Genomic DNA, 26293 nt, shown 5'->3' with positions numbered 1-26293 from the left:
GCCTACTTGGCAGTGCTGTCGAACGGCAGCACCAGCGAGTCGATACCCTTGGACGCCATCAGCTCGCCGCGCTTCTGCTCGGCCTCGGCCTTGCTGTCGTAGGGCCCCAGGTATACCTGGGTCTCGCCGTTCTGCTGAACGAAGTTGGCCATGAAGCCGCCCTCGACCAGGCGCGAAGCCATGTCGGTGATGTTGCCCATGTTGCTGCCCGAGGCAATGCGCACCTGCCATTTGCCGGTGCTGGCCTGGGCGCCAGCATTGCCGGACATCTGCGCCAGTGCCAGATCCTGGGGCGCGGTGCAGATGGCGCGTACGGTGGCATTGTTGCCGTCGCGGTCGATTACCGCCTCGTAGCCGTCGTCATGGCGAATGGCGGCGTAAGCCATGTAGCCGCTGTAGTTGCCGCTGGCGTCCTTGTATTTGACCTGACCGCAGATGTTGCCCTCCGGGGTGGAGCGGACATTGTTGAAACGTGCCGACTTGGGATTGTCCACCTGGGCCAGTACCGCCTTGGCCGCGTTTTCCACCGCGCTGCCGCAGCCGCCCAGCACCAGGAACATCGCCATCACCGTCAAGTTGCGCACCACATGCCCTCCGCAAGATAAGCCGGCGATTTTATCATCTCGCGAGCCACAGCGCAGGGCCTCGACGTCGCGGCTGTGGCATCATGGCCGGGTTTATTTCAGCCTCCGCTACAGGCCCGACCATGACCCAGATCGCCCTCATCCCCAAAGAACAGCGCCATCAGGCGGCGCTCGACACCTTCCTCGCCGGCCAGCCGGACCTGCAAGCGCAGATCAAGGACCTCAGCCCCCGGGAACAGGCCCAGCAGGTGGAGTGGGAGTTCGAGGCGCACGCCGAGGATGCAGGGCTCGAGGTGTGGGAACTGGTGCTGCAGACCATCGCCCGCAGCCCTGAAGAGCTCAAGGCCATGCGCACCGAGGTGCATCAGGAGGTGGCCGAGGCACTGGGCATGGAATGGGAAGAGTATCGCCAGCTCAACGAAATCGAGGACTGAGGCGCGCAGGGCGAACGATGGGCGCGGCCGCTGTCCAATCGGCATGGCCCCGCTTCGGGGCTTGCACCTCAAAGGAGCCTACCCATGGCCACGGCCACCACGCCCCCGCAAGAAGATAACGAATTGGACCACGGTCCCGGCATCGACGAGGCGCCGCTCAACGACCTGGACGACGGCGAAGCGGGGCTCGACCCCAACATCCTCGATGATGACCTGTTGGAAGACGGTGCCATGGGCTTGGGCTGAGCCCGGCCCATGCCTCTCGGCCATCGCCCGCAGGACCGAGCTCGCTCGGGAACAGGCGCGACGCTTTCCCCAGCAGGCTCGGCCCTACAAATGAGGCCGGCGCAACTCGATCCCCAGATTGGCCGCCTGCTCGAGAATCTCTTGCGCGGTAGCATCGGCCGAGGGCATCAGCAGGCTGTTCTCGCCATCGCCGAAATGCAGCTGCATCAGGTGCATGGCAGCCTCCTCCAGGCTGAGCGATGCCTCAGGCAGCTCGAACCGGTGCTCGCGCGGCTCGCCGTTGAAGGTGTAGTGAACATCGAAACGGTGCAGTTCAGTCATGGAGCGCATTCCTTGTTTGTGTAAGTGATCAGCCAACAAGTTGACCACCAAGTCAGGAAAACGTTGCGCCGAGTACGCCCGTCAGGGTGTTGCCACGCCAACTGGAGAGGTACCCAGCGCCGCCAACGATGTGGTCAATTGCTCCGCTGGCACCGGGCGACCCAACAGATAGCCCTGCAGGGTGTTGCAGCCCAGGCGCGTCAACAGCGCTTGCTGCTCGGCGGTTTCCACCCCTTCGGCGACGATCTTGAGGCCCAGGGTCTGGCCCAGCGCGACAATGGCTGAAACGATAGCCGCATCGTCGTTGCCCTGCGCCAGCTCGGTGACGAAACCACGGTCGATCTTCAGCTCATTGGCCGGCAGCCGCTTGAGGTACAGCAGGCTGGAGTAACCGGTGCCGAAGTCGTCGATGGAAATGCTCACGCCCAACTTGGCCAGCTGGTCGAGGATAATCAGGCTGGCCTCGGCGTCGCGCATGGCGGTGGACTCGGTCACTTCCAGCACCAGGTGGCGAGCATCGAGCTGATGGCGTTCCAGCGCCGAACGCACCACGTCGACCAGGCCGGCGTGCGCCAGCTGCACCGTGGACAGGTTGACGGCAATGCTCCACTCCAGGTGCCCTTGCTTCTGCCATTCACGCATCTGCCGGCAGGCTTCGTCGATCACCCAGTTGCCGATCGGCACGATCATGCCGGTGCGTTCGGCCAGCGGCAGGAAACGGTCCGGCGGCACCAGGCCATGTTCCGGGCTTTGCCAGCGCAGCAGCGCTTCGACCCCGATCATCGGGCCGTTGGGCGCGAGCACCTTGGGCTGGTAGTGCAGGAGAAACTCCCGGGCATCGATGGCCTTGCGCAGGTCCTGCTGCAGCTTGAGCTGCTGGTGCGCGTTGGTGTTCATCGCCTTCTCGAAGAAGCAATAGCTGTTACGTCCCAGCTCCTTGGCGTGGTACATGGCCGCATCGGCGTTGATCATCAGCTCATGCACGGTCGCCCCGTCCAGCGGGTAGATGGCGATGCCGACGCTGGCGGTGACGTGCACGGTGTTGCGCGAGATGTTGTAGGGCTTGCCGATCGACTCGACCAGGCGCTGGGCCAGTGCGGCTGCGTCTTCCGGCTCCCCCGGGTCGATCAGCAGGACGAATTCATCGCCGCCCAGGCGCGCCACGGTATCCTCGCCACGCTTGGTTTCGGAAATGCGCCGGGCCACTTCGATCAACAACAGGTCGCCGATATGGTGGCCGTAGACGTCATTGACGCCCTTGAAGCCGTCCAGATCCATGAACAACACGGCAAAGTGCTTCTTGCTGCCGCGATTGGTCTTCTGGATCGCCTGGTCCAGGCGATCGCCCAACAGCACCCGATTGGGCAGGCGGGTCAGGGTGTCATGCAAGGCCAGCTTGACCAGCTCGCTGTTGGCTTCGTCCAGCGAGGTGGCGAGGATATTGGTGCGCGCATCGAGCATCGAGACGATCAAAGCGATAGCGAACACCGCCAGGCTGACGACGATGACCAGCACCGCCAGCCATTTGTTCTCCATGCCGTTGTTGGCCGCGCCGCAGTAGCTGCCCAAGGGGAATTCGGCGGCGGCCATGCCGGTGTAATGCATGCCGACGATGGCGCAGCCCATCACCAGCGAGGCGCCAATGCGGGCGTACACCACCCTGGCGGTATCACGGCGCAGACGGAAAGCGATCCACAGGGCCGCGCCCGAGGCGAGCATCGCGATCAGCACCGAGACCGCGAACAACAGCGGGTCATACACGATACCGGGCTCCATCAGCATCGCGTGCATGCCGGTGTAATGCATTGCGGCGATGCCCGCTCCCATGAAGATTGCGCCGAGCACCAGGCGTAAGGTCGGCAGCTCTTTCTGACACACCACCCACAGGGCGAACGCCGAAGAGGCAATGGCGATCAACAGCGACAGGCCGGTGTACAAGAGGTCATAGCTGATGCTGATCGGCAAGCTGAACGCCAGCATGCCGACGAAATGCATCGACCACACCCCAAAACCCATGGCGAAGGAGCCGCCGGCCAGCCAGATACCCGCCGCTTTGCCATGCGCACTGGACACACGCCCGGCCATGTTCAGCGCCGTATAGGACGCCAGGATGGCAACGAGCAGGGAGAAAGCGACCAGTACGCCGCTGTAGCTGGTAGGGAGCATCGATACACCATTCAATGAGCGCAACAGTATTTAGCGCCATGGGCAAATAAAGGGGGGGCGCAACTATACCGTGCGCCAACCGCTTCTAATATGTCGGCACGGTCACAGGATGACTTGAATAGAGAATAGTTAATGGATCCGATAACACGAATCGGGGGGTCACCCACGCGCAAACAAGAAAGGGCGACCCCTTCGGGTCGCCCTTTCTTGTTACCGCCCAGCAGAGCGGATTTGTTTGGTAGGCGCGATTGGACTCGAACCAACGACCCCCACCATGTCAAGGTGGTGCTCTAACCAACTGAGCTACGTGCCTGCTGTGAGGCGGCATTCTACGTAATCCTGAGGCCCTGTCAATATCTTTTTATTCGCTAAGCCCATGAATATGCGAATTTTTTTATCCGCGTGCTGCCGAGGAATATCACCGAGACGCTGGCAGGCATTTTTTATCTGAGGTAGGATCGCCGCATCCGTAAAGAATATTAAACAGGTACTCTAAAAATGGCGAACACCTCCTACCCCCAGTCGTACTACGCCGCCTCAGCCAACCCTGCCCCGCTGCGCCCTGCCCTGCAGGAAGAGCTGCAGACCGACGTGTGCGTCATCGGCGCCGGCTATACCGGCCTGTCCAGCGCACTGTTCCTGCTCGAGCAGGGCTTTTCGGTCACGGTGCTGGAAGCGGCGCGGGTAGGCTTTGGCGCCTCGGGGCGCAACGGTGGGCAGATCGTCAACAGCTACAGCCGCGACATCGATGTCATCGAGCGCACCGTAGGCCCACGACCGGCGCAGTTGATGGGCGCCATGGCCTTCGAGGGCGGGCGTATCATCCGCGAGCGCGTGGCCAAGTACCAGATCCAGTGCGACCTCAAGGACGGCGGCGTGTTCGCCGCCCTGACGCCCAAGCAGATGGGCCACCTGGAGAGCCAGAAGCGGCTCTGGGAGCGCTACGGCCACACCCAGCTGGAGCTGCTCGACCAGCGTCGCATTCGCGAAGTGGTCGCCTGCGACAGCTACATCGGCGGCATGCTCGACATGAGCGGCGGGCACATTCACCCGCTCAACCTGGCACTGGGCGAAGCCGCAGCGGTGGAGTCGCTGGGTGGCAAGATTTTTGAACAGTCGGCAGCCGTCCGCATCGATCGTGGCGCCAACCCCGTTGTCCACACCGCTCAAGGCAAGGTCAGGGCCAAGTTCGTCATCGTCGCCGGCAACGCCTACCTGGGCAACCTGGTGCCAGAACTGGCGGCCAAGTCCATGCCCTGCGGCACCCAGGTCATCACTACCGAGCCGCTGGGCGATGAGCTGGCGCGCACCCTGCTGCCCCAGGACTACTGCGTCGAAGACTGCAACTACCTGCTCGACTACTACCGCCTGACCGCCGACAAACGCCTGATCTTCGGCGGTGGCGTGGTCTATGGGGCCCGCGACCCGGCCAACATCGAGGCGATCATCCGCCCGAAGATGCTCAAGGCCTTCCCCCAGCTCAAGAACGTCAAGATCGACTACGCCTGGACCGGCAATTTCCTCCTGACCCTGTCGCGCCTGCCCCAGGTCGGCCGCCTCGGCGACAACATCTATTACTCCCAGGGCTGCAGCGGCCACGGCGTGACCTATACCCACCTGGCCGGCAAGGTCCTGGCCGAGGCCCTGCGCGGCCAGGCCGAACGCTTCGAGGCCTTCGCCGGCCTGCCGCACTACCCCTTCCCGGGCGGCCAGCTGCTGCGTACCCCGCTGACCGCGCTGGGCGCCTGGTACTACAGCCTGCGCGACAAGTACGGCTTCTGACCGGCGTTCAGTGCCCGGCCACCGCCCGCACGGCTTGGGCCGCCGCCTGTTCATGGCCAGCCTGGCCCAGTTCGCTGGCCGCCCGCAGCCAGCGCTGGCGGTCGACTTGGGCCGGCAGCTGAGTCGGCCGCTGCACCAGCACCGCCCAGCTGCCGGCTTTCTTCCAGGCCGAAGCGAACGCGTCGAAATCCAGCAACTCGCGGCGTTCGTCGCCGGAACGCAGGATGACGTGGCGCTTGTAGCGGTCGTAACCAATCAGCAAGGCGTAACGCGGCTGGCTCCAGACCATGGAGCCGGCATCGTAGCGCAGCAACACCGGGTAACCGGCGGCCACCTGGGCGAGCAGCGCATTCAAGGCAGGATCCAGCGGATAGACCATGAAGCCGAACTCACGCGCGGCGTTGGGCACCGCGCTCGGCAGGCCGTCAACGTCCTTGGGCAGATGCAAGGTCGGCTCCAGCAGGCCCGGCGTAATGCTTACGCCCTGCAGGGTCAGCAAAGCCGCCAATGCCAGAGAGCTGCCCTGGTACTCGTCGCCGCGGTAGAACGGCACCGCGCCCAATTCCACCCGGTCGGCCAGCCCGGGCAACGGCGGACCGTTACTGTGACTGGCGCAACCGGCCAGCATACCCAGGGCAAACCCTGCACTGATCAAATTCTTTAACAGCGATGACGACAATGACGGCATATATCACTCAGTAATCGGCGACCGGTGGTCGGATCATAGCCTAGTGGGCACCGTCAGTGCGCCTGGGCGCTACCTTTGGTCAATAGCCTGAAACATGCCGTACGGTACAATGGTCTTTGTATCAGGCGACACGTTCGCAGGAGGCGGTATGAGCCTGACATTGATGATTGTTTTGATGGTCCTGGCCTGGCTGAGCGTGGCGGCCGCGATGCTCTGGGGCGTCTTGCGGGTATCACGGCGCCGCCACCCGGCGCCCCGGGGCGAGGCGCCGAAGGCCGAGCACAAGTCCGCTTCGGCCTGAACAGCTGGGGGCACCCGAGCCGCCTTACCCTTCGGGCTGCTCCAACTTGCGCTGCCGGGCCCGGCGGGTCCACATGTTCAGCGCTTCGATGGCGGCGGAGAAGGTCATGGCGGTGTACACATAACCCTTGGGCACATGCACGCCAAAGCCTTCGGCGATCAGGGTCATGCCGATCATGATCAGAAAGCCCAGGGCCAGCATCACCACGGTCGGGTTGGCGTCGATGAATTTGGCCAGCGGTTCGGCTGCCAGCAGCATCACCAGCACCGCAACGATGACCGCGATGATCATGATCGGCAGATGCTGGGTCATGCCCACCGCCGTGACGATGCTGTCGATGGAAAACACCAGGTCCAGCATCAGGATCTGCCCGATGGCCGCCGCGAAGCCGATTGCCACCTGCCCACCCACGCTGTCCTCCTGCTTGGTCACCGGGTCGACACTGTGGTGAATCTCGCGAGTCGCCTTCCACACCAGAAACAGGCCACCGGCGATCAGGATCATGTCCTTCCAGGAAAACGCCTGCCCCATGATCTCGATCACCGGCTCGGTCAGCTTGACGATGAAGGCCACGGTGCTGAGCAAGGCCAGACGCATGATCAGTGCCAGGCTGATGCCGATGCGCCGCGCCTTGGCCTGGAACTGCACCGGCAGCTTGTTGGTGAGAATCGAGATGAAGATCAGGTTATCGATGCCCAGCACCACCTCCATGACGATCAGGGTGGCCAGGGCCAGCCACGCGGTAGGGCTGAGGGCGAGTTCGAGAAGGTATTCCATGGTGAATGCTCGGAAGGGATGACGTCGAGCATAGTAGGCTTTTGCAATCATCCGCAAAATTCGTATTTTTTCGCTATATACTTCGTTAAAACCGAAGTATTGGATGGCCATGCTCAACTATCGACAGCTGCATTATTTCTGGGTGGTGGCCCGCACTGGCAGCATTGTACGCGCCAGCGAGCAGCTGAACCTCACGGCGCAGACCATCAGCGGCCAGATCAGCCTGCTTGAGCAAAGCATGGGCAGTGACCTGTTTCGCAAGGTCGGCCGCCAGCTTGAATTGACCGAAGCCGGGCGCCAGGCCCTGCCCTACGCCGAGCAGATCTTCCAGCTCGGCGAAGAGCTGGAGACCCTGCTGCGCGCCCAGCCCGACCAGCAGCAAGCGCCCTTTCGGGTCGGCGTGGCCGATGTGGTGCCCAAGTCCATCGTCTATCGCCTGCTCGCGCCGACCATGGAACAGGCCGAGCCGCTGCGCCTGAGCTGCCGCGAAGACAAGCTGGAACGCCTGCTGGCAGACCTGGCCATCCAGCGCCTGGACCTGGTGGTGTCCGACAGCCCCATGCCCAGCCACCTGGACATCAAGGGCTTCAGCCAGAAGCTGGGTGAGTGTGGCATCAGCTTCTTCGCCACCGCGGCCCTGGCCGAGCGCCACGCCGGTGCCTTTCCGCAATGCCTGCACGGCGCCCCGCTGCTGATACCCGGCCCCGAGACCGTGGTGCGCAGCCGTCTGCTGCGCTGGTTCGGCGAGCTGCACATCAGCCCGCGCATTGTCGGTGAATTCGACGACAGCGCGTTGATGCAGGCCTTCGGCCAATCGGGAAGTGGCATCTTTATCGCCCCCAGCGTGATCGCCGAGGAGGTCTGCCGTCAGTACGCGGTGGTACTCATCGGGCAGACCGAGGCGGTCCGCGAGTCGTTCCACGCGATTTCCGTGGAGCGCAAGGTCTGCCACCCCGGCGTCGTTGCCATCACCGAAGGCGCACGCCGGGAGCTGTTCACCGACAGGCGTTAAGGCTTGCCGATGAAATCCATCTTGCCGATTTCAACACCGTTGTGGCGCAGGATGGCGTAGGCCGTGGTGACGTGGAAAAAGAACTGCGGCAGGCCGTAGGTCAGCAGATAGCTTTGGCCGGTGAAACGTTTTTCCTTGGGCGTGCCCGGGCGGGTAACGATCTCGCGCGCTTCCTGACCGTCAATCTGCGCAGGCTCGATGCTGGCGATGAAAGCCTGGACCTTGGCCAGCAGCGCCTGCAGGTCGGCGAAGGTCTTTTCCGCATCGGGGTAGGACGGCACCTCGACGCCGGCCAGGCGCGCGGTCACGCCCTTGGCGAAGTCGACGGCGATCTGCACCTGGCGCACCAGTTGAAACATGTCCGGGTACAGCCGGGCCTGCAACAGGGCATCGGGCTCGATCTTGCGCTGTTCGGCGTGCGCTTCGGCTTTTTTCAAGACGTCGGCGAGGCTTCCCAGCATTTGCTTGAAGACCGGAACGGAGGCAGCGTACAGAGAGATACTCATGAGTAGTCCTGATTGGAGAGTGAGACGGCAGGGACAGGAGCACAGCGACGGCAGGCCTTTTATTGCATACTGGCCAACCACTATCAGCTTTGCTGATCGCCCCCTTAAACGAACTTCAAGAGGATGCGTGCCATGTCCGCCGAACACGATACTCCAGATGCGGCGCAGCTCAATAGCACGGATATCCGTGTACTCGGTTCGCTGATCGAAAAACAGGCCAGCAATCCCGAGACCTACCCCCTGACCCTCAACGCCCTGGTGCTTGCCTGCAACCAGAAGACCAGCCGCGAGCCGGTCACCCAGCTGACCCAGGGTCAGGTCGGACAGAGCCTGCGCGGCCTGGAAAACCGCGGCATGGCCCGGCTGGTCATGGGCAGCCGCGCCGACCGCTGGGAGCAGCGCCTGGACAAGGCGCTGGAGCTGGTGCCGGCGCAGCTGACCCTGCTGGGCCTGATGTTCCTGCGCGGCCCGCAGACCGTCAGCGAGCTGCTGACCCGCAGCGCCCGCCTGCACCCCTTCGAGGACGCCGCTCAGGTCGTGCACCAGCTCGAACGCCTGATCGCCCGCGAGCTGGCCGTGCACCTGCCGCGCCAGGCGGGGCAGCGCGAAGACCGCTACAGCCACGGGCTGGGCGACCCGGCCGAGCAGCAGGCGATTCTCCAGGCGCGGCAGTCCGCCAGCGAACGTCCGGCTGGCTCGGCGGTGTCTGCCGAGCTTCTGGAAGAGCTCGAGGCACGTATCGCAGCGCTCGAAGAGCGGCTGGCGCGCCTGGAAGGTTGATCAGCCTTGCACGGGCGAAGTCGCGAACTCGGCGGCGGCGCGCACCTGCTCGTCGCTAGGACGCACCCCGGTGTACAGCACGAACTGCTCCAGCGCCTGGATGGCGGCGACCTCGAAACCACTGATGACAGGCTTGCCAAGCTGGCGCGCCAGGCGAATCAGTGGCGTCTCGGCCGGCAGGGCCACAACATCGAAGACCCGCTCGGCGACGGCGACCGCCGATTCGGGAAAGGCCAACTCATCGGCCTGGGCGCCACCTTCCATGCCGACCGGGGTGACGTTGATCAGCAATGGCGCCTGCAGGTTGCCCAGTTGCGCCTGCCAGTCAAAACCGCACGCCTTGGCCAGTGCCGGGCCGGCGACGGCGTTGCGGGCGACGATAACGCCGTTGGCGAAGCCGGCATCGCGCAGCGCGCAGGCTACCGCCTTGGCCATGCCGCCACTGCCGCGCAGGACAAACCGACTGGTGGTAGCCACCTCATGGCTGACAAGCAACTGGCGTATTGCCATATAATCGGTGTTGTAAGCCTTGAGATGGCCATCGGTGTTGACCAGGGTGTTGATCGAGTCGATCGCCTGGGCCGAAGGGTCCATCTCGTCGACCAGGGCAATGCAGGCTTCCTTGAACGGCATGGACACGGCGCAGCCGCGCACCCCCAGGGCTCGGATCCCGCCCACGGCAGCCGGCAGGTCGCGCGTGGTGCAGGCTTTGTAGTAAAAATTCAGGCCCAGCTGCCGATACAAGTGGTTATGGAAGCGCACGCCGAAATTGCCCGGGCGACCGGCCAGGGACATGCATAGAACGGTGTCTCGATTGGGGCTTTGCAACCTGTTATCTCCTTGATGTCGCATAAGAAAGGCTTGGACCAAGCCTTACACAAAATTTACCAATCACCGGCGCAGATTTTTACAAATTCGCTGTCATAGTGTTATCCCCGCGACCGTATTCGTGTCTATTGCAGACCCGAGCGCAGGGGTAGAAACACGAGGAACCATCATGATTCGTCAGATTCCCAAGATTGCCTTGCTCATCGGCGCCCTTGCCGTTGCAGGTCAAGCCTCCGCCCATGGTGGCGGCGGTTATGGCTACGGTGTAGGTCCAGCCTTGTTGGGAGCCGTAGTCGGTGGAGCCGTGGTCGGCTCGATCGTTTCCAACTCGCAGCCACGTCCGGTCTATGTTCAGCAGCCGGTCTACGTGCAGCAGCCTGTATATGTACAGGCGCCGCCACCGCCGGTCTACTACCAGCCGGTGTATGCGCCACCGCCACCGCCACCTGGCTACTACGGACCGCCCCGTTACTACGGCCCGGGTCGCTATTGATCAATCGCTGCGCGGCGCCGTGAGGTCGGGCTCGTATACGGGCCCGAAGTGACCAATGGACTGCGTCGATTGTGACTATCGACAGTGACAATTTCTCTCGCAACATGCCGCACCGTACCTTTACCCCACGGCCCGACGCGCACAACGCGCGAAGGCCACCGGTTTCAGGAGGTGCTTTATGAACACAAGCATGAATACAGTTGCAATCATGTCCGTCGTCGGTAGCGCAGTGCCCCAGGCGCTGCGCCACCAGGGTCTGCTGGCATGCTGGTATGTGGTCCGGGACGGGCAGCCGATCAGCGGCCCGTTGACCACCCTGGGCCAGGCCCAGGCCGTTCAGGAAACCCTGCAGGCGCCACCCGGCACCCTGACCGCCTGAGCCCCGCCACTCTGCTGTTTGCCCAGCCCCGCCTCTTAGTGCGGGGCTTTTTATTGGCTATCAATTGCCGGCGCAACATCTCGCATTGACAAGATGGGCCGTGCGACACATTATTTTTTCTTCAGCAGCCTGTTAATCAAGACGCTGGGCAATCGACAGCCAGCCGGGCTTGCACATAAAATGTAACGTTTTTCACGAGAATCAATTTGCGGAAACGCCAGACGTGACCGATCTCTTCTTTTTTATCGGGAGAGGCCGGGCTTGTGCCGATCCGTTTTACTTCATCTCTTCATTTTAGTGAGCGTTGCGCTTGAAAATATCTCTTTCGGTCTTGAGCCTGTTGTTGGTCTTCACGGGCACTGCCGTTGCATCGAACGCCAAGGAACATGTCAAACCGGCGGCGGCCCATCAGCCCGCGCCGTTGAAACTGGCGTCTGGCAGTGCTCTGCTGATCGACCTGCAAACCAATAACGTTATTTATGAGAACAAGCCTGACACGGTGATGCCCATCGCCTCGGTGACCAAGTTGATGACCGCCATGGTGGTGCTGGACGCCAAGCAGTCCATGACCGAAATGCTCTCGGTGGATATCAGCCACACCCCGGAGATGAAAGGCGTGTTCTCGCGGGTCAAACTCGGCAGTGAACTTGACCGCAAGAACATGATGCTGATCGCACTCATGTCTTCGGAAAACCGTGCCGCCGCCTCCCTCGCCCACCATTACCCGGGCGGTTACGCCGCGTTTATCTCGGCGATGAACGCCAAGGCGCGCTCGCTGGGCATGAGTCACACGCGCTACGTCGAGCCGACCGGCCTGTCGACACAGAACGTGTCCACTGCCCGCGACTTGACCAAGTTGCTGATTGCCGCGCAGCGCTATCCGATGCTTAGAGAACTGAGCACCACCCGGGAAAAGACCGTGGCGTTCCACAACCCCAACTACACCCTGGGCTTTCATAACACCGACCACTTGCTCAATAACAACAAGTGGGACATTCGCCTGACCAAGACCGGCTTCACCAATGAAGCGGGCCATTGCCTGGTGTTGCTCACCAGCATGGGCGGGCGCCCGGTGGCCATGGTGATTCTCGATGCTTACGGCAAGTACACACACTTTGCCGATGCCAGCCGTCTGCGCAACTGGGTGGAAACTGGCCGGGGCAATAACGTGCCGGCCGTGGCCCTGCGCTACAAGACCGAGAAACATGCCTTGCGCAAGACCGCGGCGCAGGCTTCGGACTAAGCGTTCTGCACTTTCCGGCCTGCACCAACGACTTGGGGGCTTGGCCCCCTCCCACCTGTATCGTGGGAGGGGACCAAGCCCCCGAGTCTTGTGCTTGAGCCCAAAGCGATCAAGCGGTGGTATTGACCACCGAGCCCGACGTGCTCGAACCTTCCTCGGTCAGCGCCTGGGTCAACGACGCCGTGGCGGTTTCCAGCGCCGCGCTGATCGACGACACCTGGCTCGACGCTGCCGCTACCGCCGCCGCCTTGGCATCTTCCGATTGCTGGGTCTGCTGAGCCTTCTGCATGGTCTGCTCGGCCGCCTGCAGCTCTTTCTGCAATTCAGCGATCTGCTTCTGCAGCTGTTTGACGGTATCGGATGTGGTGCTGCTGCTGTCGCTGGACGACGAACCGCCGCCGCCACCACCGCCACCGGCTGCCTGGCCGCTGCCGGTCTGCGCGGTGCCGCTGGCGGTGCCCGCAGCGCTGGTGGTGGTGCCATCGGCATTGGTGGTGCTGGTGGTGCTGTCGGAGGTGCTGGCGCTGGTGTTGGAGGTTTTCACGGTGCTGGCCGTGCTCGTCTGCACATGCAGGTTCGAAGCGAGATTACTGATACTGCTCATGGTTGGGTTCCTGTGCCTGGAGATTACCTGTAGAGGGTTTCTGTGCATCGACCTCGCAGCGAGCAACTTGAACACTATCGTGTAACGACAAAGACAACTTTTGCTACATGGCCGGCGCTCTCGACCGCCATGGACGCAGCGCGATCGCGCTCAAGGCTGCTAACATCGGCCTTCCCTCTCGACGCACTGGAAACGATCATGCTGGACGCTTTGCTGTTCGATCTCGATGGCACCCTGACCGAAACCGATGCCTTGCATCTGCTGGCCTTGCAACAATTGCTCGAAGAAGAAGGCCGGGTCTTCACCGAACTGGAGTTCGAACAGCACGTCAGTGGCCGGGCCAACGCCGACCTGTGCCGCTACCTGTTCCCCGACCGCAGCGTCGAGCACCACCTGGCCTTTTCCGACCGCAAGGAACAACGCTTTCGCGACCTATCGCCAGAGCTCAAGCCCATCGCCGGCCTGGTGCGCCTGCTGGAGTTCGCCAAGGAGCGCGGCATCGGCCGGGTGGTGGTGACCAACGCCCCGCGGGCCAACGCCGACCACATGCTCGGTGCCCTGGGCCTGGTCGAGCATTTCGCCAGCGTGGTGGTCGCCGAGGAGCTGGCACGCGCCAAGCCCGACCCGCTGCCCTACCTCACCGGCCTGCAACGCCTCGGTGCCCAGGCGCAGAACGCCATGGCGTTCGAGGACTCCCTGCCCGGCCTGACCGCCGCCGTGGCCGCCGGCATCTTCACGGTCGCGCTGACCACCGCGCAGAGCCGTGAAGCCCTGCTGGCGGCCGGCGCGCACCTGGTGATCGACGACTTCAACGACCCCCAGCTGTGGCACGCCATCGAGCAGCGCCTGGGCTGAACACTCAGCCCTGGGACAGGCGCGCGGTCACTTCGTTGAGCTGGCCGGACAGGTCATGCAGCCGCGCGCTGGCCTCTTCGGTGCGCTGCACGCTGTGCTGGTTGGCACTGGCGATGGTGGTGATCTCGGTCAGGTTGCGCGAGATGTCCTCGGCCACCGAGGTCTGCTCTTCGGCGGCCGTGGCGATCTGCCGGTTCATGCCGCGAATGGTCTCCACAGCGCTGGTGATGCGCTGCAGCATGACGCCGGTGCGGGTCACCTGAGTTACGCTCTGCTGGCTCTGGGCCTGGCCGTTGCCAATGGCCTTGGCCGCATCGGTGGCGCCCAGTTGTACGGCGTCGATGATCTGGTTGATTTCGCTGATCGACGACGCCGTGCGCTGCGCCAGGCTGCGCACCTCGTCCGCCACCACCGCAAAGCCACGCCCGGCCTCACCGGCACGCGCGGCCTCGATGGCGGCGTTGAGGGCCAGCAGGTTGGTCTGCTCGGCGATGCCACGCACCACTTCCAGCACCTTGCCAACCCGCCCGCTGTCGCTTTCCAGCTGACGGATCACCGCTGCCGTGGTCTCGATGGCGGCGCTCATCTGAGTAATGGCTTCGACAGTAGCGCGCATCACCTGCTCGCCTTGCCGCGCCGAAGTGTCGGCGTCATCGGCGGCCTGCGCGGCATCGATCGCGTGACGTGCGACTTCCTGGGCGGTGGCCGACATCTCGGTCATCGCCGTGGCCACCTGGTCGGTACGGTGGAATTGCTCCTGGGTGCCCTGGGCCATCTGGTGGGCAATCTGGTGCAGTTCGGAGCTGGCGCCGTCCAGCTGCGCGGCGTTGTGCTTGAGCCGGCCGAAGGTGTCGGCGAGGAAGTCGCGCAGGGTGTTGGCGGCGATGGCCAACTGGCCCAGTTCGTCGGCCCGGCTGTTGGCCACGCGCTCCTGCAGGCGGCCCTTGCTGAGGTCGGCAACGTAGGCGATCAACTGGGTGATCGGTTGCACCAACCGGCGGCTGACCAGCCACAGGCTCAACAGGCCGATGACGATGCCCGACACCAGCAGCACCAACAGGCCGACCCACACGGTACGCTCGGCGCTGGCACTGATGGCAGCCGACTGGCTGTCGGCAGCCTTGCGCATCTGCGCCACCAGCTCGGCCATGCCGGCGCTGACCGGACGGTCCAGGCCCTTGACGGCATTGTCGCCGGCGCTGGGGTCACCACCGGCGGCAAGGAAAGCGTCGCGGCCACGGGCGTAGTCGTTTTCCAGGGTCTTGTGCGCATCGCGCAGCTGGGCAATCTTCTGCTGCAACTGCGGGTCGACGTCAGGCTGCGCAGCCAGCTGGCCAAGGATGCCCTGCACATCACGGAAGCGGTCTTCGAACTGGCCCCAGTATTTGTCACGGGCGGCCGGGTCCTTGCCACGCAGCAGCACGTCCTTCCATTCCTGCACCTGCGCCTTGAATTGCAGGTTGGCCTGGTCGATCAGCTGCGAGGTGCGCAGCGGCCCTTCGACCAGCTGGCGATAGTCGCGCACGTTGCTTGAGAGGAAGTTGAAGCAACTGAGGGCGATCACCAGGATCGCCAGCAGGCTGCCCCCGATCAACAACAGCATCTGGGCTTTCAGGGATTGATTGACGCGCATGGTGCGGCTCGCATAGGCAGAGGGGTCTTGCCTATGCATCGGCCTGTGTGGCGGGTTCTTGAATTACTGCAGGGCGGGCCTCGCCGTAAAATCAGAGCGATGCAATTCCCCGGCAAGCCCGGTCCTACAGCAGGAAGTTGCCTGGCCGCGCGCCGCTGTCCAGCACCGGCACCTGGGCCTCGTCCTTCAGATTGACCCCCGACAGCTGCCGCCGACAGGCTTCGCGCATCAGGTACTGCAACTTGTGGGTGGCCATGGCATAGCTCAGACCCTCCAGGCGGATGTTGGAAATGCAATTGCGCGAGGCGTCGTTCAGCCCGACCCGGGGCGCGTAGGTGAAGTACAGCCCCAGGCTGTCCGGCGAGCTCAGGCCGGGACGCTCGCCGATCAGGATCACCACCATGCGCGCCTTGAGCCGCTCGGCCACCTCGTCGGCCACCGCCACCCGCCCCTGCTCCACCAGACACACCGGCGCCAGGCTCCAGCCCTCGGCGCTGGCCATTTCGTCGATGCGCTGCAGCATCGGCAAGCTGTGGCGGTGCACGGCCAGCGAAGACAGGCCGTCGGCCACCACCAGCGCCAGGTCGTAGCCGCCCGGCTGTTCGCCCAGCCGCTCGACCGAGGCCGCGTCCAGGCGGCGGCCCAGGTCCGGACGTTGCAGATAGGTGTGGCGGTCCGCAGCTGCACTGTGCAAGGTCAGGCAGGCTCGCTGGCGCTCGGCCAGCCCGCGTTGCAGCTCGGCCAGATCGAACGGCAGGTGCACTGCGTCCCGGGCCTGGGCGTGGGCGTACTGGAAGTCAAGCTGGGCGCCCGTGGGCAGGCTGGTTCCGGCGCGGCCCAAGGCGATGCGCGCCGGGGTCAGGCCGCGCAAGGCATGCCAGGCGTCGGCCTGGCTGGGCGGTTTGGGCGTGTCACTCATGCTCGGTCCTCATCTGCATTGCGGGATGGCCACAGGCTCAGGCCAGCTGCGCCAGCGCGCGCCCGAAGGCCGGCGGCAAGCCGCTGCCCAGACGCAGACCACCGGCGTCCTGCTGCAGGATACCGGTGCGCGCCAGCCAGGCCTCGAATTCGGGCGCGGGTTTCAGGCCCAGGGTCTTGCGTGCGTACAAGGCGTCGTGAAACGACGTCGTCTGGTAGTTGAGCATGATGTCGTCGGAGCCGGGAATGCCCATGATGAAATTGATCCCCGCGACCCCCAGCAGGGTCAGCAGCATGTCCATGTCGTCCTGGTCGGCCTCGGCGTGATTGGTATAGCAGATGTCGCAGCCCATGGGCACGCCCAGCAGCTTGCCGCAGAAGTGATCCTCCAGGCCCGCGCGGATGATCTGCTTGCCGCTGTACAGGTACTCCGGGCCGATGAAGCCAACCACGGTGTTGACCAGAAACGGGTTGAAATGCCGTGCCACGCCATAGGCGCGCGCCTCGCAGGTCTGCTGGTCGACGCCATGGTGGGCGTTGGCCGACAGCGCGCTGCCCTGCCCGGTCTCGAAGTACATCAGCTGCTGGCCGACGCTGCCGCGCTTGAGGCTCAGACCGGCCTCATGGCCTTCGCGCAGCAGCTGCAGGCTGACGCCGAAGCTGGCGTTGGCCGCCTCGGTGCCGGCGATGGACTGGAACACCAGGTCCAGCGGTACGCCGCGTTCGATGGCGGCGATGGAGGACGTGACATGGGTCAGCACGCATGACTGGGTGGGTATCTCATAGCGCTGGATGACCTCGTCGAGCATCTTCAGCAGCTCGCTGATGGCGCCGAGGCTGTCGCTGGCCGGGTTGATACCGAGCATGGCGTCGCCATTGCCGTACAGCAGGCCGTCGAGCAGGCTGGCTGCGATGCCCGCCGGGTCGTCGGTGGGATGGTTGGGCTGCAGCCGGGTGGACATGCGCCCGGCCAGGCCCACGGTGTTGCGAAAGCGCGTGACCACGCGAATCTTCTGCGCCACCAGCACCAGGTCCTGGATGCGCATGATCTTCGACACCGCCGCCGCCATCTCCGGCGTCAGCCCCGGCGCCAGGGCGCGCAGGCTGTGCTCGTCGGCCTCGTCGCCGAGCAGCCAGTCGCGCAGGCCACCGACGGTGAGGTGGCTGACCGCCGCGAAAGCCTGGGCATCGTGGCTGTCGACGATCAGCCGGCTCACCTCGTCGGCCTCGTAGGGGATCACCAACTCCTGCAGGAAGTGCTTGAGCGGCACCTCGGCCAGGGCCATCTGCGCGGCGGCCCGCTCGGCGTCGCTGGTCGCCGCCAGCTGCGCAAGGAAGTCCCCGGAGCGCGCCGGGCTGGCCTTGGCCAGCAGCTCGCGCAGGCTCTCGAAGCGCCACACCAGGCCGCCCACCGTGTGCACGAAGGCGCCCATGGTTCAGGCCCCGGCCACGACGGCAGCGCCCGGCGCACGGCCCAGCACCAGCTTGCAGAACAGCGCGCCGAACAGCATCAGGCCAAGGAACACGCCGCCGATCAGCAGGTTGAACCAGACCATGGCCACCAGGCAGACCACCGCCAGCACCAGGGCAATCGCCGGCACCACCGGGAAACCGGGGGCGCGGAAGCTGCGTTCCAGGTGCGGCTCGCTTTTGCGCAGCTTGAACAGGCTGAGCATGCTGATGATGTACATGACGATGGCGCCGAACACCGACATGGTGATCATCGCAGCCGTCAGGCTCATGCCTTGCAGGTTGACCACGCCGTCGCTGAGCACCGCGGCGATGCCGATGACGCCGCCGGCGATGATTGCCCGGTGCGGGGTCTGGAAGCGTGACAGCTTGGCCAGGCCCTTGGGCAGGAAGCCGGCCCGCGCCAGGGCGAAGAACTGCCGCGAGTAGCCGAGGATGATGCCGTGAAAGCTCGCCACCAGGCCGAACAGGCCGATCCACACCAGCATGTGCATCCAGTTCGAGTTGCCACCGACCACCGCCTTCATGGCTTGAGGCAGCGGGTCGTTGATGTTTGACAGTGCACGCCAGTCACCCACGCCGCCGGCGAAGATCATCACGCCGATGGCCAGCACCACCAGGGTCAGGATGCCGCCGATATAGGCGCGCGGGATGGTGCGTTTGGGGTCCTTGGCTTCTTCGGCGGCCATGGCCGCGCCTTCGATGGCGAGGAAGAACCAGATGGCGAAGGGAATGGCCGCGAAGATCCCGGAAATCGAACCCAGGCTGAAGGTGTCGGCACCGGCCCAGCCGCCCAGCACGAAGTTGCTGAAGCTGAAACCCGGGGCGACCACGCCCATGAACACCAGCAGTTCAAGCACGGCCAGCACGGTAACCACCAGCTCGAAGGTGGCGGCGATGTTGACGCCGACGATGTTCAGCGTCATGAACACGATGTAGGCGCCGACGGCGGCCCATTTCGGGTCCAGGCTGGGGTACTGCACGTTGAGATAGGCGCCGATGGCCATGGCGATGGCCGGCGGGGCGAAGACGAACTCGATCAAGGTCGCCATGCCGGCGATCATCCCGCCGGTCACGCCAAAGGCGCGCAGGCTGTAGGCGAACGGGCCGCCGGCGTTGGGGATGGCAGTGGTCAGCTCGGTGAAGCTGAAGATGAAGCAGGTGTACATCACCGCCACCAGCAGCGTGGTCACCAGAAAGCCCAACGTGCCGGCCGTGCCCCAGCCGTAGCTCCAGCCGAAGTATTCGCCGGAAATCACCAGCCCTACAGCGATGCCCCATAGATGCAGGGTGCCCAGTGTCGGTTTGAGTTGTGTCACAGTCATCGCGTTTGCACCTCGCAAGCTACCCGAATGGCGCCAGGAGCTCCCCGCGCCCGGCGTTGACGAGCATAACCACAGCCTGGCGCGCAAGACTTGACCGGCCAACCCCGCCTTTGTCGTCTGCGGTCAACTGTAGTCGAGCGGGCACAAGGTTGGGGCGTTGCGAGGCGGGCGTGCACTGTTGCGGGGGGGCTGTGGTGTTGTCTCGATTGCCCTTGAAGTCCGGTGAGGGCCTCCACCGGCCGCCCGCGCGGCCTATCGCCAGCTTCGCCGGCTCCTACATTTGCTTCGAACGTACCGTTCCAGACAGACCACCTATGACCGCCCTGGTGCCTGGCGATATACCGTCGAACACCAAGAGCCCTCGGCCCGACTCTTGCTTGAAACATCTGCACACATCTTCCCAAGGTCATTCACGTTGATGAACCCTGCCCTCTTGCACACAGCACCCACCGCCACCAGCGGGGCGAGCAATCGCGGCGTTCTGTCGGCAGCGGCCAACGGCCTGGACGGCTTTATCACGCGCCATGGCGGCGACCTCGACCGGGTGTTCGGGCATGCCGGCATCGACCCTGAGCAACTGCTGCACCCCACCCTCAGCCTGGCATTGCCCAACTACTGCCAGGTACTGGAAGAGGCCGCGCGGCAGACCGGTTGCGACAACTTCGGCCTGCGCTACGGCCAGCAATTCCAGCCCCAGGCCCTCGGCCTGCTGGGCTACGTCGGACTGTGCTCGGCAACGCTCGAAGATGCCCTGATCAACTTCGCCCAAGTGTTTCCATTCCACCAGCACAGCACGTCGATTCGTCTCATGGATCTGGGTGAGTGTTACCGTTTCGACTATCGGATCGAGCACGGCGCCATCCTCGAACGGCGTCAGGATGCCGAGCTGACCATGGGCATGGCAGTCAACCTGATCCGCCACGTGCTCGGGCCGCAGTGGGCGCCGCGCGAGGTGGCATTCGAGCATGGCCGGCCGCAGCAGTGGCAGGAGCATCGTGACGTGTTCGATGCGTCGGTACGCTTCAACCAGGCCGGCAACTCGGTGCTGATCCCCAAGCGCGACCTGGCCGGCCACGCCATGCCGGGCCACGACCCGGTGCTGCTGATGTTGGTCAAGGATGCCATCCGCCAGCTGGGCGAGGTGAACCCTGGCCCGGACCTGCTCGATCAGGCCAGGCAACTGATCAACGCCGCCCTGCCCGCCGGTGAACCGACGCTGCAAGCCATTGCCAGCGCATTGCAGCTGTCCGAGCCGACGTTGCAGCGCAGGCTGCGCGAGCAGGGCTTGTGCTTCAGCCAACTGGTCGAACAGAGTCGCCAGCAACTGGCGCTGCGCTACCTGCGCCAGGGCAGCCTGTCGATCAGCGAGCTGGCGCCGCTGCTCGGCTATTCGGAAACCAGCGCCTTCTCGCGGGCCTTCAAGCGCTGGCTTGGGGTCAGCCCCCGGCAATGGCGCAACAGCGCGATCAACTAGCTCAGCTGACCAGACCCAGGCGCTCATGCCAATCGGCGATCGACTCTTCGGGATATTGCTCGAAGGTCTTGTCGTGCTTGCCAGCCTGCACTTCGACCCACGACGCCTTGGAATCGATCAGCAAGTGAGTGTGCTCCGGCGGCACCGGCAGGTCGCTGTCGATGGCGCTGGCGAACGGGTGAATCAAGTCCGGCCACTCTGGGCTGAACAGCCACAGCGCGCTGCCGCACAGGTTGCAGAAATGCCGCTCGGCGGAGCTGGCATGCACGTGCTTGCCGGACGCGTCGCGCATCTTCGCGTGGTAGATCGTGATGTGCTGCTTGCCGTGGACCTTCAGGGTTTTCGCATCGCCCCCCAGGTTGATCGCATAGCCGCCACCGCCCTGGGTCTTGCGGCAGATCGAGCAATAGCAGCGCTGATAGGGATACGGATGGGCGCTGTCGAGGCTGAAGGTGACGGAGCCGCAGTGGCAGGAGCCTTCCAGGTGCATGGGTTTCTCCTCTCGGTAAACGAATGAGCGAGGCTGTTCAGCAATGGACCCTGGTGCACCTCAGGCGGTTTCCCCGGTGTGCAGCAGCCGCGAGCAAAAGGCGACGAACAACAGCGCGACGATCAGCATGCCCAGCGCCACCGGCAAGTTGCTCAGGTGCGCCACGCCGCCGATGGCCGCCGGGCCGACCAGAATGCCGGCGTAACCCAGCGAGGTCATGGCAGGGATGGCGGTGCTCTGGGGCATGAGGGTTTGCCGGCTGACGGCGCTGTAGAACACCGGCACCAGGTTCGAGCAGCCGCCACCGAGCAGCGCAAAGCCCACCAGCGCCGCCGGCCACACTGGCACCAGCAAGGCCAGCGCCAGCCCGCCCGCCGCGCACAGCCCGCCAAGCCACACCACCCGCACGCCACCCAGGCGGGCAACCACGCGGTCGCCCAGCAGGCGGCCGAGGGTCATGGTCACGGCAAACGCGGCATAGCCAAGGCCCGCGTAGGTCGGGTCGATGCTGCGCCAGGACACCAGGAACACCGCACTCCAGTCGAGCATGGCGCCCTCGGCGAGGAACACGATAAAGCACAGGATGCCGAGAAACAGCACCACCCCATGGGGGATGGCGAACAAGGGCCCTTCGCGCTCGTTGCCGTAGGGCAGCAGGTGCGCGGCCGCGCGGTACATCACCAGCAGGGTCAGGGCGATCACGCAGAGCACCGCCAGCAACGGCGAAAGCCCCAGGCTGAGCAGCCCGGTCATGCCCACCGCGCCGAGAATTCCGCCAAAGCTGAACAGGCCATGGAAGCCCGACATGCGCGGCTTGCCACCGGCGCGTTCGACCATCAGCGCCTGGATGTTCATGGCGCAGTCCAGCGAGCCCATCCCGGCACCGAACAGCAGCACCGCCGCCGCCAGCGCAGGCACGTTGGCCAGGCAGGCCAGCAGCGGCAGCATCAGGCAGATGAGCAGGCCCGAGCCGAGGATCACCCGCTTGCAGCCCAGCCGTGTGGTCAGGTAGCCGGCCAGTGGCATGGCCACGATCGAGCCGCAGCCCAGCCCCAGCAGTAACAGCCCCAGGGCGCCGTCGTCGAGCCCGGCGCGAGTCTTGACCAACGGCACCAGCGGCGCCCAGCTGGCCATGGCAAAACCGGCGATGAAGAATGCGATGCGTGTGGCCTGGCGCGCCTGACGGCTGGCGGCGAGGGGCTCGGGGGTAGAGGCGGACATGGGCACGACCTTGTGCTGGGAAGTGAGTTAGAGGGCCTTGGCAACGCCGCTGGTAGGCCCGCCTCGGCGAACTTGCTGGCATTTTGTCGATCAGTTCAATAACGCCTTTAGGAGTGCCGCGCCCTGTGTTCAGTTCAACCTTGAAGGCTCTGCCCGCCAGAGCCGCCCCGATCATTCTCGCCCTCCTCGCCGGCCTGTTCAGCATCGACCTCCATGCCTCCGCCGCCGCACCAGCCGCCAGCACCGCGCCTGCGCCCAAGGAAGTGCTGGTCCAGGGTGGCCTGCTCGGCGCCCTCACCTCGGGCATCGACGACGTGCAGGACAAGCTCAACCTGGACCAGCATGTCATCGAGTTCTGGCGCCTGCGCACCGATCGCGCGGCAGACGAGGTCGATACCCTGGTCAACCAGCATGACGCCCGCTCGGTGCTCAGCCTGGCCGGCGATTTCGCCCTGCTCTCGGCCTGCTGGATCATCACCTTCGTCATCCTGCACGGCCTCGGCCGGCTGATCCACACGCGCCTGAGCCGACGCCGGCCACTGCGCAACCGGCCGCGGGCCAATGCGGTGCTGGGCTACCTGCTGCGCTGGACCGCCCCGGCGCTGATCAGCCTGCCGGTGACCCTGGGGGTCAGCCACCAACTCGACCCTTCGGTGGCCCGCGCGCTGGCGCTGTGCTTCGCCTACGCCACCGGCAGCGGGATCTTCTCCACTTCGCTGATCCAATGCTTCGTCACCCTGTTCAACAGCGGCCACAAGCACGCCGCCGTGCGCATCCTGCGCCGCACCACGCCGATTCCACTGTTCGGCATCGGCTTTCTGGCCGCCCTGAGCGACGCCCTCGACAGCCCGCAGATCGCTCGCCAGCTGGGCGGTAACATCACCGCCAGTGTGGCCGTGATCACCGGCCTGATCGCCACCCTGATATTCGCCATCCTGGTGCTGCGCGTGCGGCGCCCGGTGGCCCACCTGATCCGCAATCGCGACCTGCCGGCGCGCCTGCATCACCGCGCCGTGCAGGAAACCCTGCGGATTTTCTCGGCGGTCTGGTACCTGCCGATCCTGCTGATGATCCTGGTGTCGATGGTGCATTTGATCGGCGCCGGCGAAGGCAGTCAGCAGGCCCTGCAGAGCGCCCTGCTGATCACCGTGCTGCTGGTCGGCACGGTGTTCCTGAGCACCCTCCTGCAGCACCTGTTCCGCCCGCCGATGGCCGACGCCGCGCGCCTGCGGCCCTACAAGGAGCTGCTGCGCAGCCTCAGCCACGCCCTGCTGCGGATCGTCATGGCTGTTGCGTTCATTGAACTGCTGGGGCGCATCTGGGGCGTGTCGATACTCGCCTTTGCGGCGAAGAACACCCTGGGCCGGGCGATCAGCGATTCGCTGAGCAGCATCGGCATGGTCCTGCTGGTGACCTGGCTGCTCTGGGTGGTGCTCGACACGGCCATTCAGGAAGCGCTCAAGCCCGCCGTCGGCAGGCGCGCCTCCCGTGAGCCGAGCACTCGGGTCAAGACCATCCTGCCGATGCTGCGCAACGCCATCAAGATCGTGCTGGTGGTGATCTGCGCCATCACCACCATGGCCAACCTGGGCATCAACGTCGCGCCGCTGCTGGCCGGTGCCGGTGTGGTCGGCCTGGCGATCGGCTTCGGCTCGCAGCAACTGGTGCAGGACGTCATCACCGGCCTGTTCATCCTGATCGAAGACACCATCGCCATCGGCGACTGGGTGGTGCTCGATTCCGGCCACGCCGGCACCGTGGAAAGCCTGACCATCCGCACCCTGCGCCTGCGCGACGGCAAGGGTTTCGTGCATTCAGTGCCGTTCGGCCAGATCAAGGCGGTGACCAACCAATCGCGGCAGTTCGCCTATGCATTCTTCTCGGTGCAGTTCACCTACGAGACCGACATCGACACCGCGCTGCAGCTGATTCGCGACGCCGGCCAGTCGATTACCGACGACATCCTGCTCAAGCAGAACCTGCAAGGTCCGCTGCAGGTGTTCGGGGTCGACCGGATGGACCTCAACGGCATCGTCCTGACGGCGCAGTTCCGCACCATTTCCGGCGGTCAGTACGGCGTCAGTCGGGCGTTCAACGAGCGCTTGAAGAAGCTGGTGGACCAGCACGACAACGTCAGCTTCGCGCAATACTACCCGCAGGCGCAGCTGGGCCGGCCGGAAGCCGTCGCCTAGGTATCGTTGCCTAAGTACCGTCGCCTAAGTACCGTTGCCGGCAAACATGCTCACCGCGTCCACGGCGCGGCTGGTGCCTTCGAAGATCTGCACGATCACCCGCCCCGCCTCGTCGGCCAGCTCCACGCTGTTGCCGGCGCGCTCGCGGGTGCTGTCCATGCTGGTGATGGCCTGGCGGGTTTCGCCCTGGATGACGCCGATCATCTCGGAAATCTCGGCCGTCGAACGGCTGGTGCGCCCGGCCAGCTGGCGCACCTCGTCGGCCACCACGGCGAAGCCGCGACCCAGGTCGCCAGCGCGCGCCGCCTCGATCGCCGCGTTCAACGCCAGCAGGTTGGTCTGGTCGGCGATGCCGCGGATGGTGTTGACGATGGTGGTGATCTGCTCGGAGCGCTCGCCGAGCTTGGCCAGAATCAGCGACGAGTCATCGATGTTGCTGGCGATATTGCGCATCTCCCCGGCCGCCTGTTGAATCACTGCAGTGCCCTGTTCGGCGACCTTGCGCGTGTCCAGCGAGATCTGCCAGGCCTGGGCAGCGCTATGGCCGTCCTCTTCCTGCTTGACGATGCGCGAGGTGATGTCGCTGGCGTACTTGACTACCTTGCACAACTTGCCGCTGGCGTCGTACACCGGGTTGTAGGTCGCCTCCAGCCACAGTGCCTGCCCGCGCTTGCCGACACGCTCGAACTGGCCGTGGAAGAATTCGCCCTGATTCAGCCGCTGCCAGAACTGCGCGTACTCCTTGCCGGCGAGCACATGGGCCGGGCAGAACTGGCGGTGATGCTTGCCCAGCACTTCGCCTTCCTGATAACCCATCAGCTCGAGAAAGTTGCGGTTGGCGCGCGCCACGGTGCCGTCGAGGTTGAATTCGATCACGGCCATGGCGCGGTCGATGGCGGCCAGCTTGGCCAGGGCGTCGTGTTCCTGGTGGATGCGGGTGGTGACGTCGGTGGCGTACTTGACGATCCGCGTCACCCGCCCTTCGGCGTCCTTGATCGGGTTGTAACTGGCCTCCAGCCACACCGCCCGGCCCTGGCTGTCGCGGCGTTCAAAAATATCGGCAATGAACTCACCGTTGCGCAGGCGCTGCCAAAGCTGGCCGTACTCGGCGGAGCCGGCGTAGCGACCCTCACAGAACATGCGGTGGTGCTGGCCCACCACCTGATCGAGGCGATAGCCCAGGGTCTTGAGGAAGTTGTCGTTGGCCGTGAGCAGCACGCCGTTCAGGTCAAACTCAACCACCGCCATGGAGCGGCTGATGGCCTGCAGCAGGCTGTTCTGTTCGGCGACGACGTGTTGCAAGGCGTTGATGACTTTCTTATGGGTGCTGAACAGCATGGTGACATTACTCGCATGGACGACGGCGGGCGTGGCGCTCGACCTTGAGCGGGTAATCCTGAAGTTAATGTTAAAAAGCCTTCATGAACCGATCCTATACAAAAGAAAAAATTCGTACAACGAATCCCGTGCAAATAAAAAGCCGCCGGTCCGGAGACCAGCGGCTTTGAGCGCTACAGCGCGGCTGTCAGCACAGGATCAGTGCATGAACAGTGCGATCAGGATGATGATCG

Annotated in this window: 26 protein-coding genes, 1 tRNA gene and 3 pseudogenes; 12 read left to right on the top strand and 18 right to left on the bottom strand. The window is 64.5% G+C overall.

Translation table 11 applies throughout. From position 1 onward, the window contains the following. Nucleotides 1–2 precede the first annotated feature (2 nt). Nucleotides 3–584, bottom strand: coding sequence for an SPOR domain-containing protein (locus SFA35_RS09850; protein WP_320577733.1), 582 nt, complete (start codon nucleotides 582–584; stop codon nucleotides 3–5). A gap of 122 nt (nucleotides 585–706) precedes the next feature. On the opposite strand from SFA35_RS09850, the gene SFA35_RS09845 reads away from it, so the two are divergent. Beyond that, the gene (locus tag SFA35_RS09845) at nucleotides 707–1018 is read left to right on the top strand and encodes a DUF6388 family protein (protein WP_320577732.1); all 312 of its coding nucleotides are present in this window, start codon (nucleotides 707–709) and stop codon (nucleotides 1016–1018) included. An 84-nt stretch (nucleotides 1019–1102) separates the two neighbouring features. Beyond that, the gene (locus tag SFA35_RS09840) at nucleotides 1103–1264 is read left to right on the top strand and encodes a hypothetical protein (protein ID WP_320577729.1); all 162 of its coding nucleotides are present in this window, start codon (nucleotides 1103–1105) and stop codon (nucleotides 1262–1264) included. A gap of 84 nt (nucleotides 1265–1348) precedes the next feature. Here the strand turns inward: SFA35_RS09840 and SFA35_RS09835 are convergent, their stop codons facing one another. The 3 genes from SFA35_RS09835 to SFA35_RS09825 all read right to left on the bottom strand — a co-directional run bounded on the left by SFA35_RS09835 (nucleotide 1349) and on the right by SFA35_RS09825 (nucleotide 4064). After that, nucleotides 1349–1585, bottom strand: a complete 237-nt coding sequence (locus SFA35_RS09835; protein ID WP_414058508.1) for a hypothetical protein — start codon at nucleotides 1583–1585, stop codon at nucleotides 1349–1351. 81 nt (nucleotides 1586–1666) lie between these two features. Continuing rightward, nucleotides 1667–3751 carry a putative bifunctional diguanylate cyclase/phosphodiesterase gene (locus SFA35_RS09830; protein ID WP_320577728.1) on the bottom strand — a complete coding sequence of 695 codons (2085 nt, stop codon included), beginning with the start codon at nucleotides 3749–3751 and terminating at the stop codon, nucleotides 1667–1669. 236 nt (nucleotides 3752–3987) lie between these two features. Continuing rightward, a tRNA-Val gene (locus SFA35_RS09825) sits at nucleotides 3988–4064 on the bottom strand. 185 nt (nucleotides 4065–4249) lie between these two features. On the opposite strand from SFA35_RS09825, the gene SFA35_RS09820 reads away from it, so the two are divergent. Next, entirely contained in the window at nucleotides 4250–5533 is a 1284-nt protein-coding gene (locus SFA35_RS09820) for an FAD-binding oxidoreductase (protein WP_320577726.1), read from the top strand. Between the two features lie 7 nt (nucleotides 5534–5540). Here SFA35_RS09820 and SFA35_RS09815 read toward each other — a convergent pair whose 3' ends face one another. Beyond that, nucleotides 5541–6221 carry a peptidase C39 family protein gene (locus SFA35_RS09815; RefSeq protein ID WP_414058507.1) on the bottom strand — a complete coding sequence of 227 codons (681 nt, stop codon included), beginning with the start codon at nucleotides 6219–6221 and terminating at the stop codon, nucleotides 5541–5543. Nucleotides 6222–6369: 148 nt separating this feature from the next. Here SFA35_RS09815 and SFA35_RS09810 point away from each other — a divergent pair, with 148 nt between their 5' ends. Continuing rightward, nucleotides 6370–6522 carry a hypothetical protein gene (locus SFA35_RS09810; protein WP_320577724.1) on the top strand — a complete coding sequence of 51 codons (153 nt, stop codon included), beginning with the start codon at nucleotides 6370–6372 and terminating at the stop codon, nucleotides 6520–6522. A gap of 24 nt (nucleotides 6523–6546) precedes the next feature. On the opposite strand, the gene SFA35_RS09805 is transcribed toward SFA35_RS09810, so the two are convergent. Further along, complete coding sequence (locus SFA35_RS09805; protein WP_320577722.1) at nucleotides 6547–7299, bottom strand: TerC family protein; 753 nt, start codon at nucleotides 7297–7299, stop codon at nucleotides 6547–6549. A 109-nt stretch (nucleotides 7300–7408) separates the two neighbouring features. On the opposite strand from SFA35_RS09805, the gene nhaR reads away from it, so the two are divergent. Further along, entirely contained in the window at nucleotides 7409–8311 is a 903-nt protein-coding gene (nhaR, locus tag SFA35_RS09800; protein WP_320577719.1) for a transcriptional activator NhaR, read from the top strand. Here nhaR and SFA35_RS09795 read toward each other — a convergent pair. Continuing rightward, nucleotides 8308–8817 (bottom strand): DUF1993 domain-containing protein, encoded by a 510-nt coding sequence (locus tag SFA35_RS09795; protein WP_320577718.1) that lies wholly within the window; start codon nucleotides 8815–8817, stop codon nucleotides 8308–8310. The two genes, nhaR and SFA35_RS09795, sit on opposite strands and share 4 nt — an antisense overlap. Nucleotides 8818–8949: 132 nt before the next feature. On the opposite strand from SFA35_RS09795, the gene SFA35_RS09790 reads away from it, so the two are divergent. Next, nucleotides 8950–9597, top strand: a complete 648-nt coding sequence (locus tag SFA35_RS09790; protein WP_320577716.1) for a YceH family protein — start codon at nucleotides 8950–8952, stop codon at nucleotides 9595–9597. Here SFA35_RS09790 and SFA35_RS09785 read toward each other — a convergent pair whose 3' ends face one another. Continuing rightward, nucleotides 9598–10392: a shikimate 5-dehydrogenase gene (locus tag SFA35_RS09785; protein WP_320577715.1), complete on the bottom strand. Its 795-nt coding sequence runs from the start codon at nucleotides 10390–10392 to the stop codon at nucleotides 9598–9600. Nucleotides 10393–10594: 202 nt separating this feature from the next. Here SFA35_RS09785 and SFA35_RS09780 point away from each other — a divergent pair, with 202 nt between their 5' ends. The 3 genes from SFA35_RS09780 to pbpG all read left to right on the top strand — a co-directional run bounded on the left by SFA35_RS09780 (nucleotide 10595) and on the right by pbpG (nucleotide 12540). After that, a complete protein-coding gene (locus tag SFA35_RS09780) occupies nucleotides 10595–10918 on the top strand; it encodes a hypothetical protein (RefSeq protein WP_320577713.1) in 324 nt (107 codons plus the stop codon). A 190-nt stretch (nucleotides 10919–11108) separates the two neighbouring features. After that, nucleotides 11109–11297, top strand: coding sequence for a hypothetical protein (locus tag SFA35_RS09775; protein ID WP_320577712.1), 189 nt, complete (start codon nucleotides 11109–11111; stop codon nucleotides 11295–11297). A 310-nt stretch (nucleotides 11298–11607) separates the two neighbouring features. Then, nucleotides 11608–12540 carry a D-alanyl-D-alanine endopeptidase gene (gene pbpG / locus SFA35_RS09770; RefSeq protein WP_320577711.1) on the top strand — a complete coding sequence of 311 codons (933 nt, stop codon included), beginning with the start codon at nucleotides 11608–11610 and terminating at the stop codon, nucleotides 12538–12540. A gap of 109 nt (nucleotides 12541–12649) precedes the next feature. Here pbpG and SFA35_RS09765 read toward each other — a convergent pair whose 3' ends face one another. Then, the gene (locus SFA35_RS09765) at nucleotides 12650–13144 is read right to left on the bottom strand and encodes a hypothetical protein (protein WP_320577709.1); all 495 of its coding nucleotides are present in this window, start codon (nucleotides 13142–13144) and stop codon (nucleotides 12650–12652) included. 198 nt (nucleotides 13145–13342) lie between these two features. On the opposite strand from SFA35_RS09765, the gene SFA35_RS09760 reads away from it, so the two are divergent. After that, a complete protein-coding gene (locus tag SFA35_RS09760; protein WP_320577707.1) occupies nucleotides 13343–13999 on the top strand; it encodes an HAD-IA family hydrolase in 657 nt (218 codons plus the stop codon). Between the two features lie 4 nt (nucleotides 14000–14003). On the opposite strand, the gene SFA35_RS26710 is transcribed toward SFA35_RS09760, so the two are convergent. From SFA35_RS26710 to eat, 5 genes and pseudogenes are all read right to left on the bottom strand, one after another. Next, nucleotides 14004–14711, bottom strand: a complete 708-nt coding sequence (locus SFA35_RS26710) for a methyl-accepting chemotaxis protein (RefSeq protein WP_414058537.1) — start codon at nucleotides 14709–14711, stop codon at nucleotides 14004–14006. A gap of 228 nt (nucleotides 14712–14939) precedes the next feature. Further along, nucleotides 14940–15128 (bottom strand): annotated as a pseudogene (locus tag SFA35_RS26705) (methyl-accepting chemotaxis protein); the annotation flags it as partial. A 628-nt stretch (nucleotides 15129–15756) separates the two neighbouring features. Continuing rightward, complete coding sequence (gene eutC, locus SFA35_RS09750; RefSeq protein WP_320577703.1) at nucleotides 15757–16551, bottom strand: ethanolamine ammonia-lyase subunit EutC; 795 nt, start codon at nucleotides 16549–16551, stop codon at nucleotides 15757–15759. Nucleotides 16552–16588: 37 nt separating this feature from the next. Beyond that, entirely contained in the window at nucleotides 16589–17983 is a 1395-nt protein-coding gene (locus tag SFA35_RS09745; RefSeq protein WP_320577702.1) for an ethanolamine ammonia-lyase subunit EutB, read from the bottom strand. A gap of 3 nt (nucleotides 17984–17986) precedes the next feature. Beyond that, nucleotides 17987–19345 (bottom strand): ethanolamine permease, encoded by a 1359-nt coding sequence (eat, locus tag SFA35_RS09740; RefSeq protein ID WP_320577700.1) that lies wholly within the window; start codon nucleotides 19343–19345, stop codon nucleotides 17987–17989. Nucleotides 19346–19763: 418 nt separating this feature from the next. Here eat and SFA35_RS09735 point away from each other — a divergent pair, with 418 nt between their 5' ends. Continuing rightward, nucleotides 19764–20819: an AraC family transcriptional regulator gene (locus SFA35_RS09735; RefSeq protein WP_320577698.1), complete on the top strand. Its 1056-nt coding sequence runs from the start codon at nucleotides 19764–19766 to the stop codon at nucleotides 20817–20819. A 1-nt stretch (nucleotide 20820) separates the two neighbouring features. Here SFA35_RS09735 and SFA35_RS09730 read toward each other — a convergent pair whose 3' ends face one another. Both SFA35_RS09730 and SFA35_RS09725 read right to left on the bottom strand, forming a co-directional pair. Next, nucleotides 20821–21309 carry a GFA family protein gene (locus tag SFA35_RS09730; RefSeq protein ID WP_320577695.1) on the bottom strand — a complete coding sequence of 163 codons (489 nt, stop codon included), beginning with the start codon at nucleotides 21307–21309 and terminating at the stop codon, nucleotides 20821–20823. Nucleotides 21310–21369: 60 nt separating this feature from the next. Further along, a complete protein-coding gene (locus SFA35_RS09725; protein WP_320577693.1) occupies nucleotides 21370–22530 on the bottom strand; it encodes an MFS transporter in 1161 nt (386 codons plus the stop codon). 170 nt (nucleotides 22531–22700) lie between these two features. On the opposite strand from SFA35_RS09725, the gene SFA35_RS09720 reads away from it, so the two are divergent. After that, on the top strand, nucleotides 22701–24722 hold the full coding sequence (locus SFA35_RS09720; protein ID WP_414058536.1) for a mechanosensitive ion channel family protein: 2022 nt from the start codon (nucleotides 22701–22703) through the stop codon (nucleotides 24720–24722). Between the two features lie 24 nt (nucleotides 24723–24746). Here SFA35_RS09720 and SFA35_RS26700 read toward each other — a convergent pair. Further along, nucleotides 24747–25175: pseudogene (locus SFA35_RS26700) on the bottom strand (methyl-accepting chemotaxis protein); the annotation flags it as partial. Nucleotides 25176–25334: 159 nt separating this feature from the next. Next, nucleotides 25335–25970 (bottom strand): annotated as a pseudogene (locus SFA35_RS26695) (PAS domain-containing protein); the annotation flags it as partial. Nucleotides 25971–26293: the final 323 nt, after the last annotated feature.

This window comes from Pseudomonas sp. HR96 (assembly GCF_034059295.1).
Lineage (GTDB): Bacteria > Pseudomonadota > Gammaproteobacteria > Pseudomonadales > Pseudomonadaceae > Aquipseudomonas.
The sequence above is the reverse complement of the archived record's forward strand: the minus strand, read 5'-3'. Positions and strand labels throughout refer to the sequence as shown.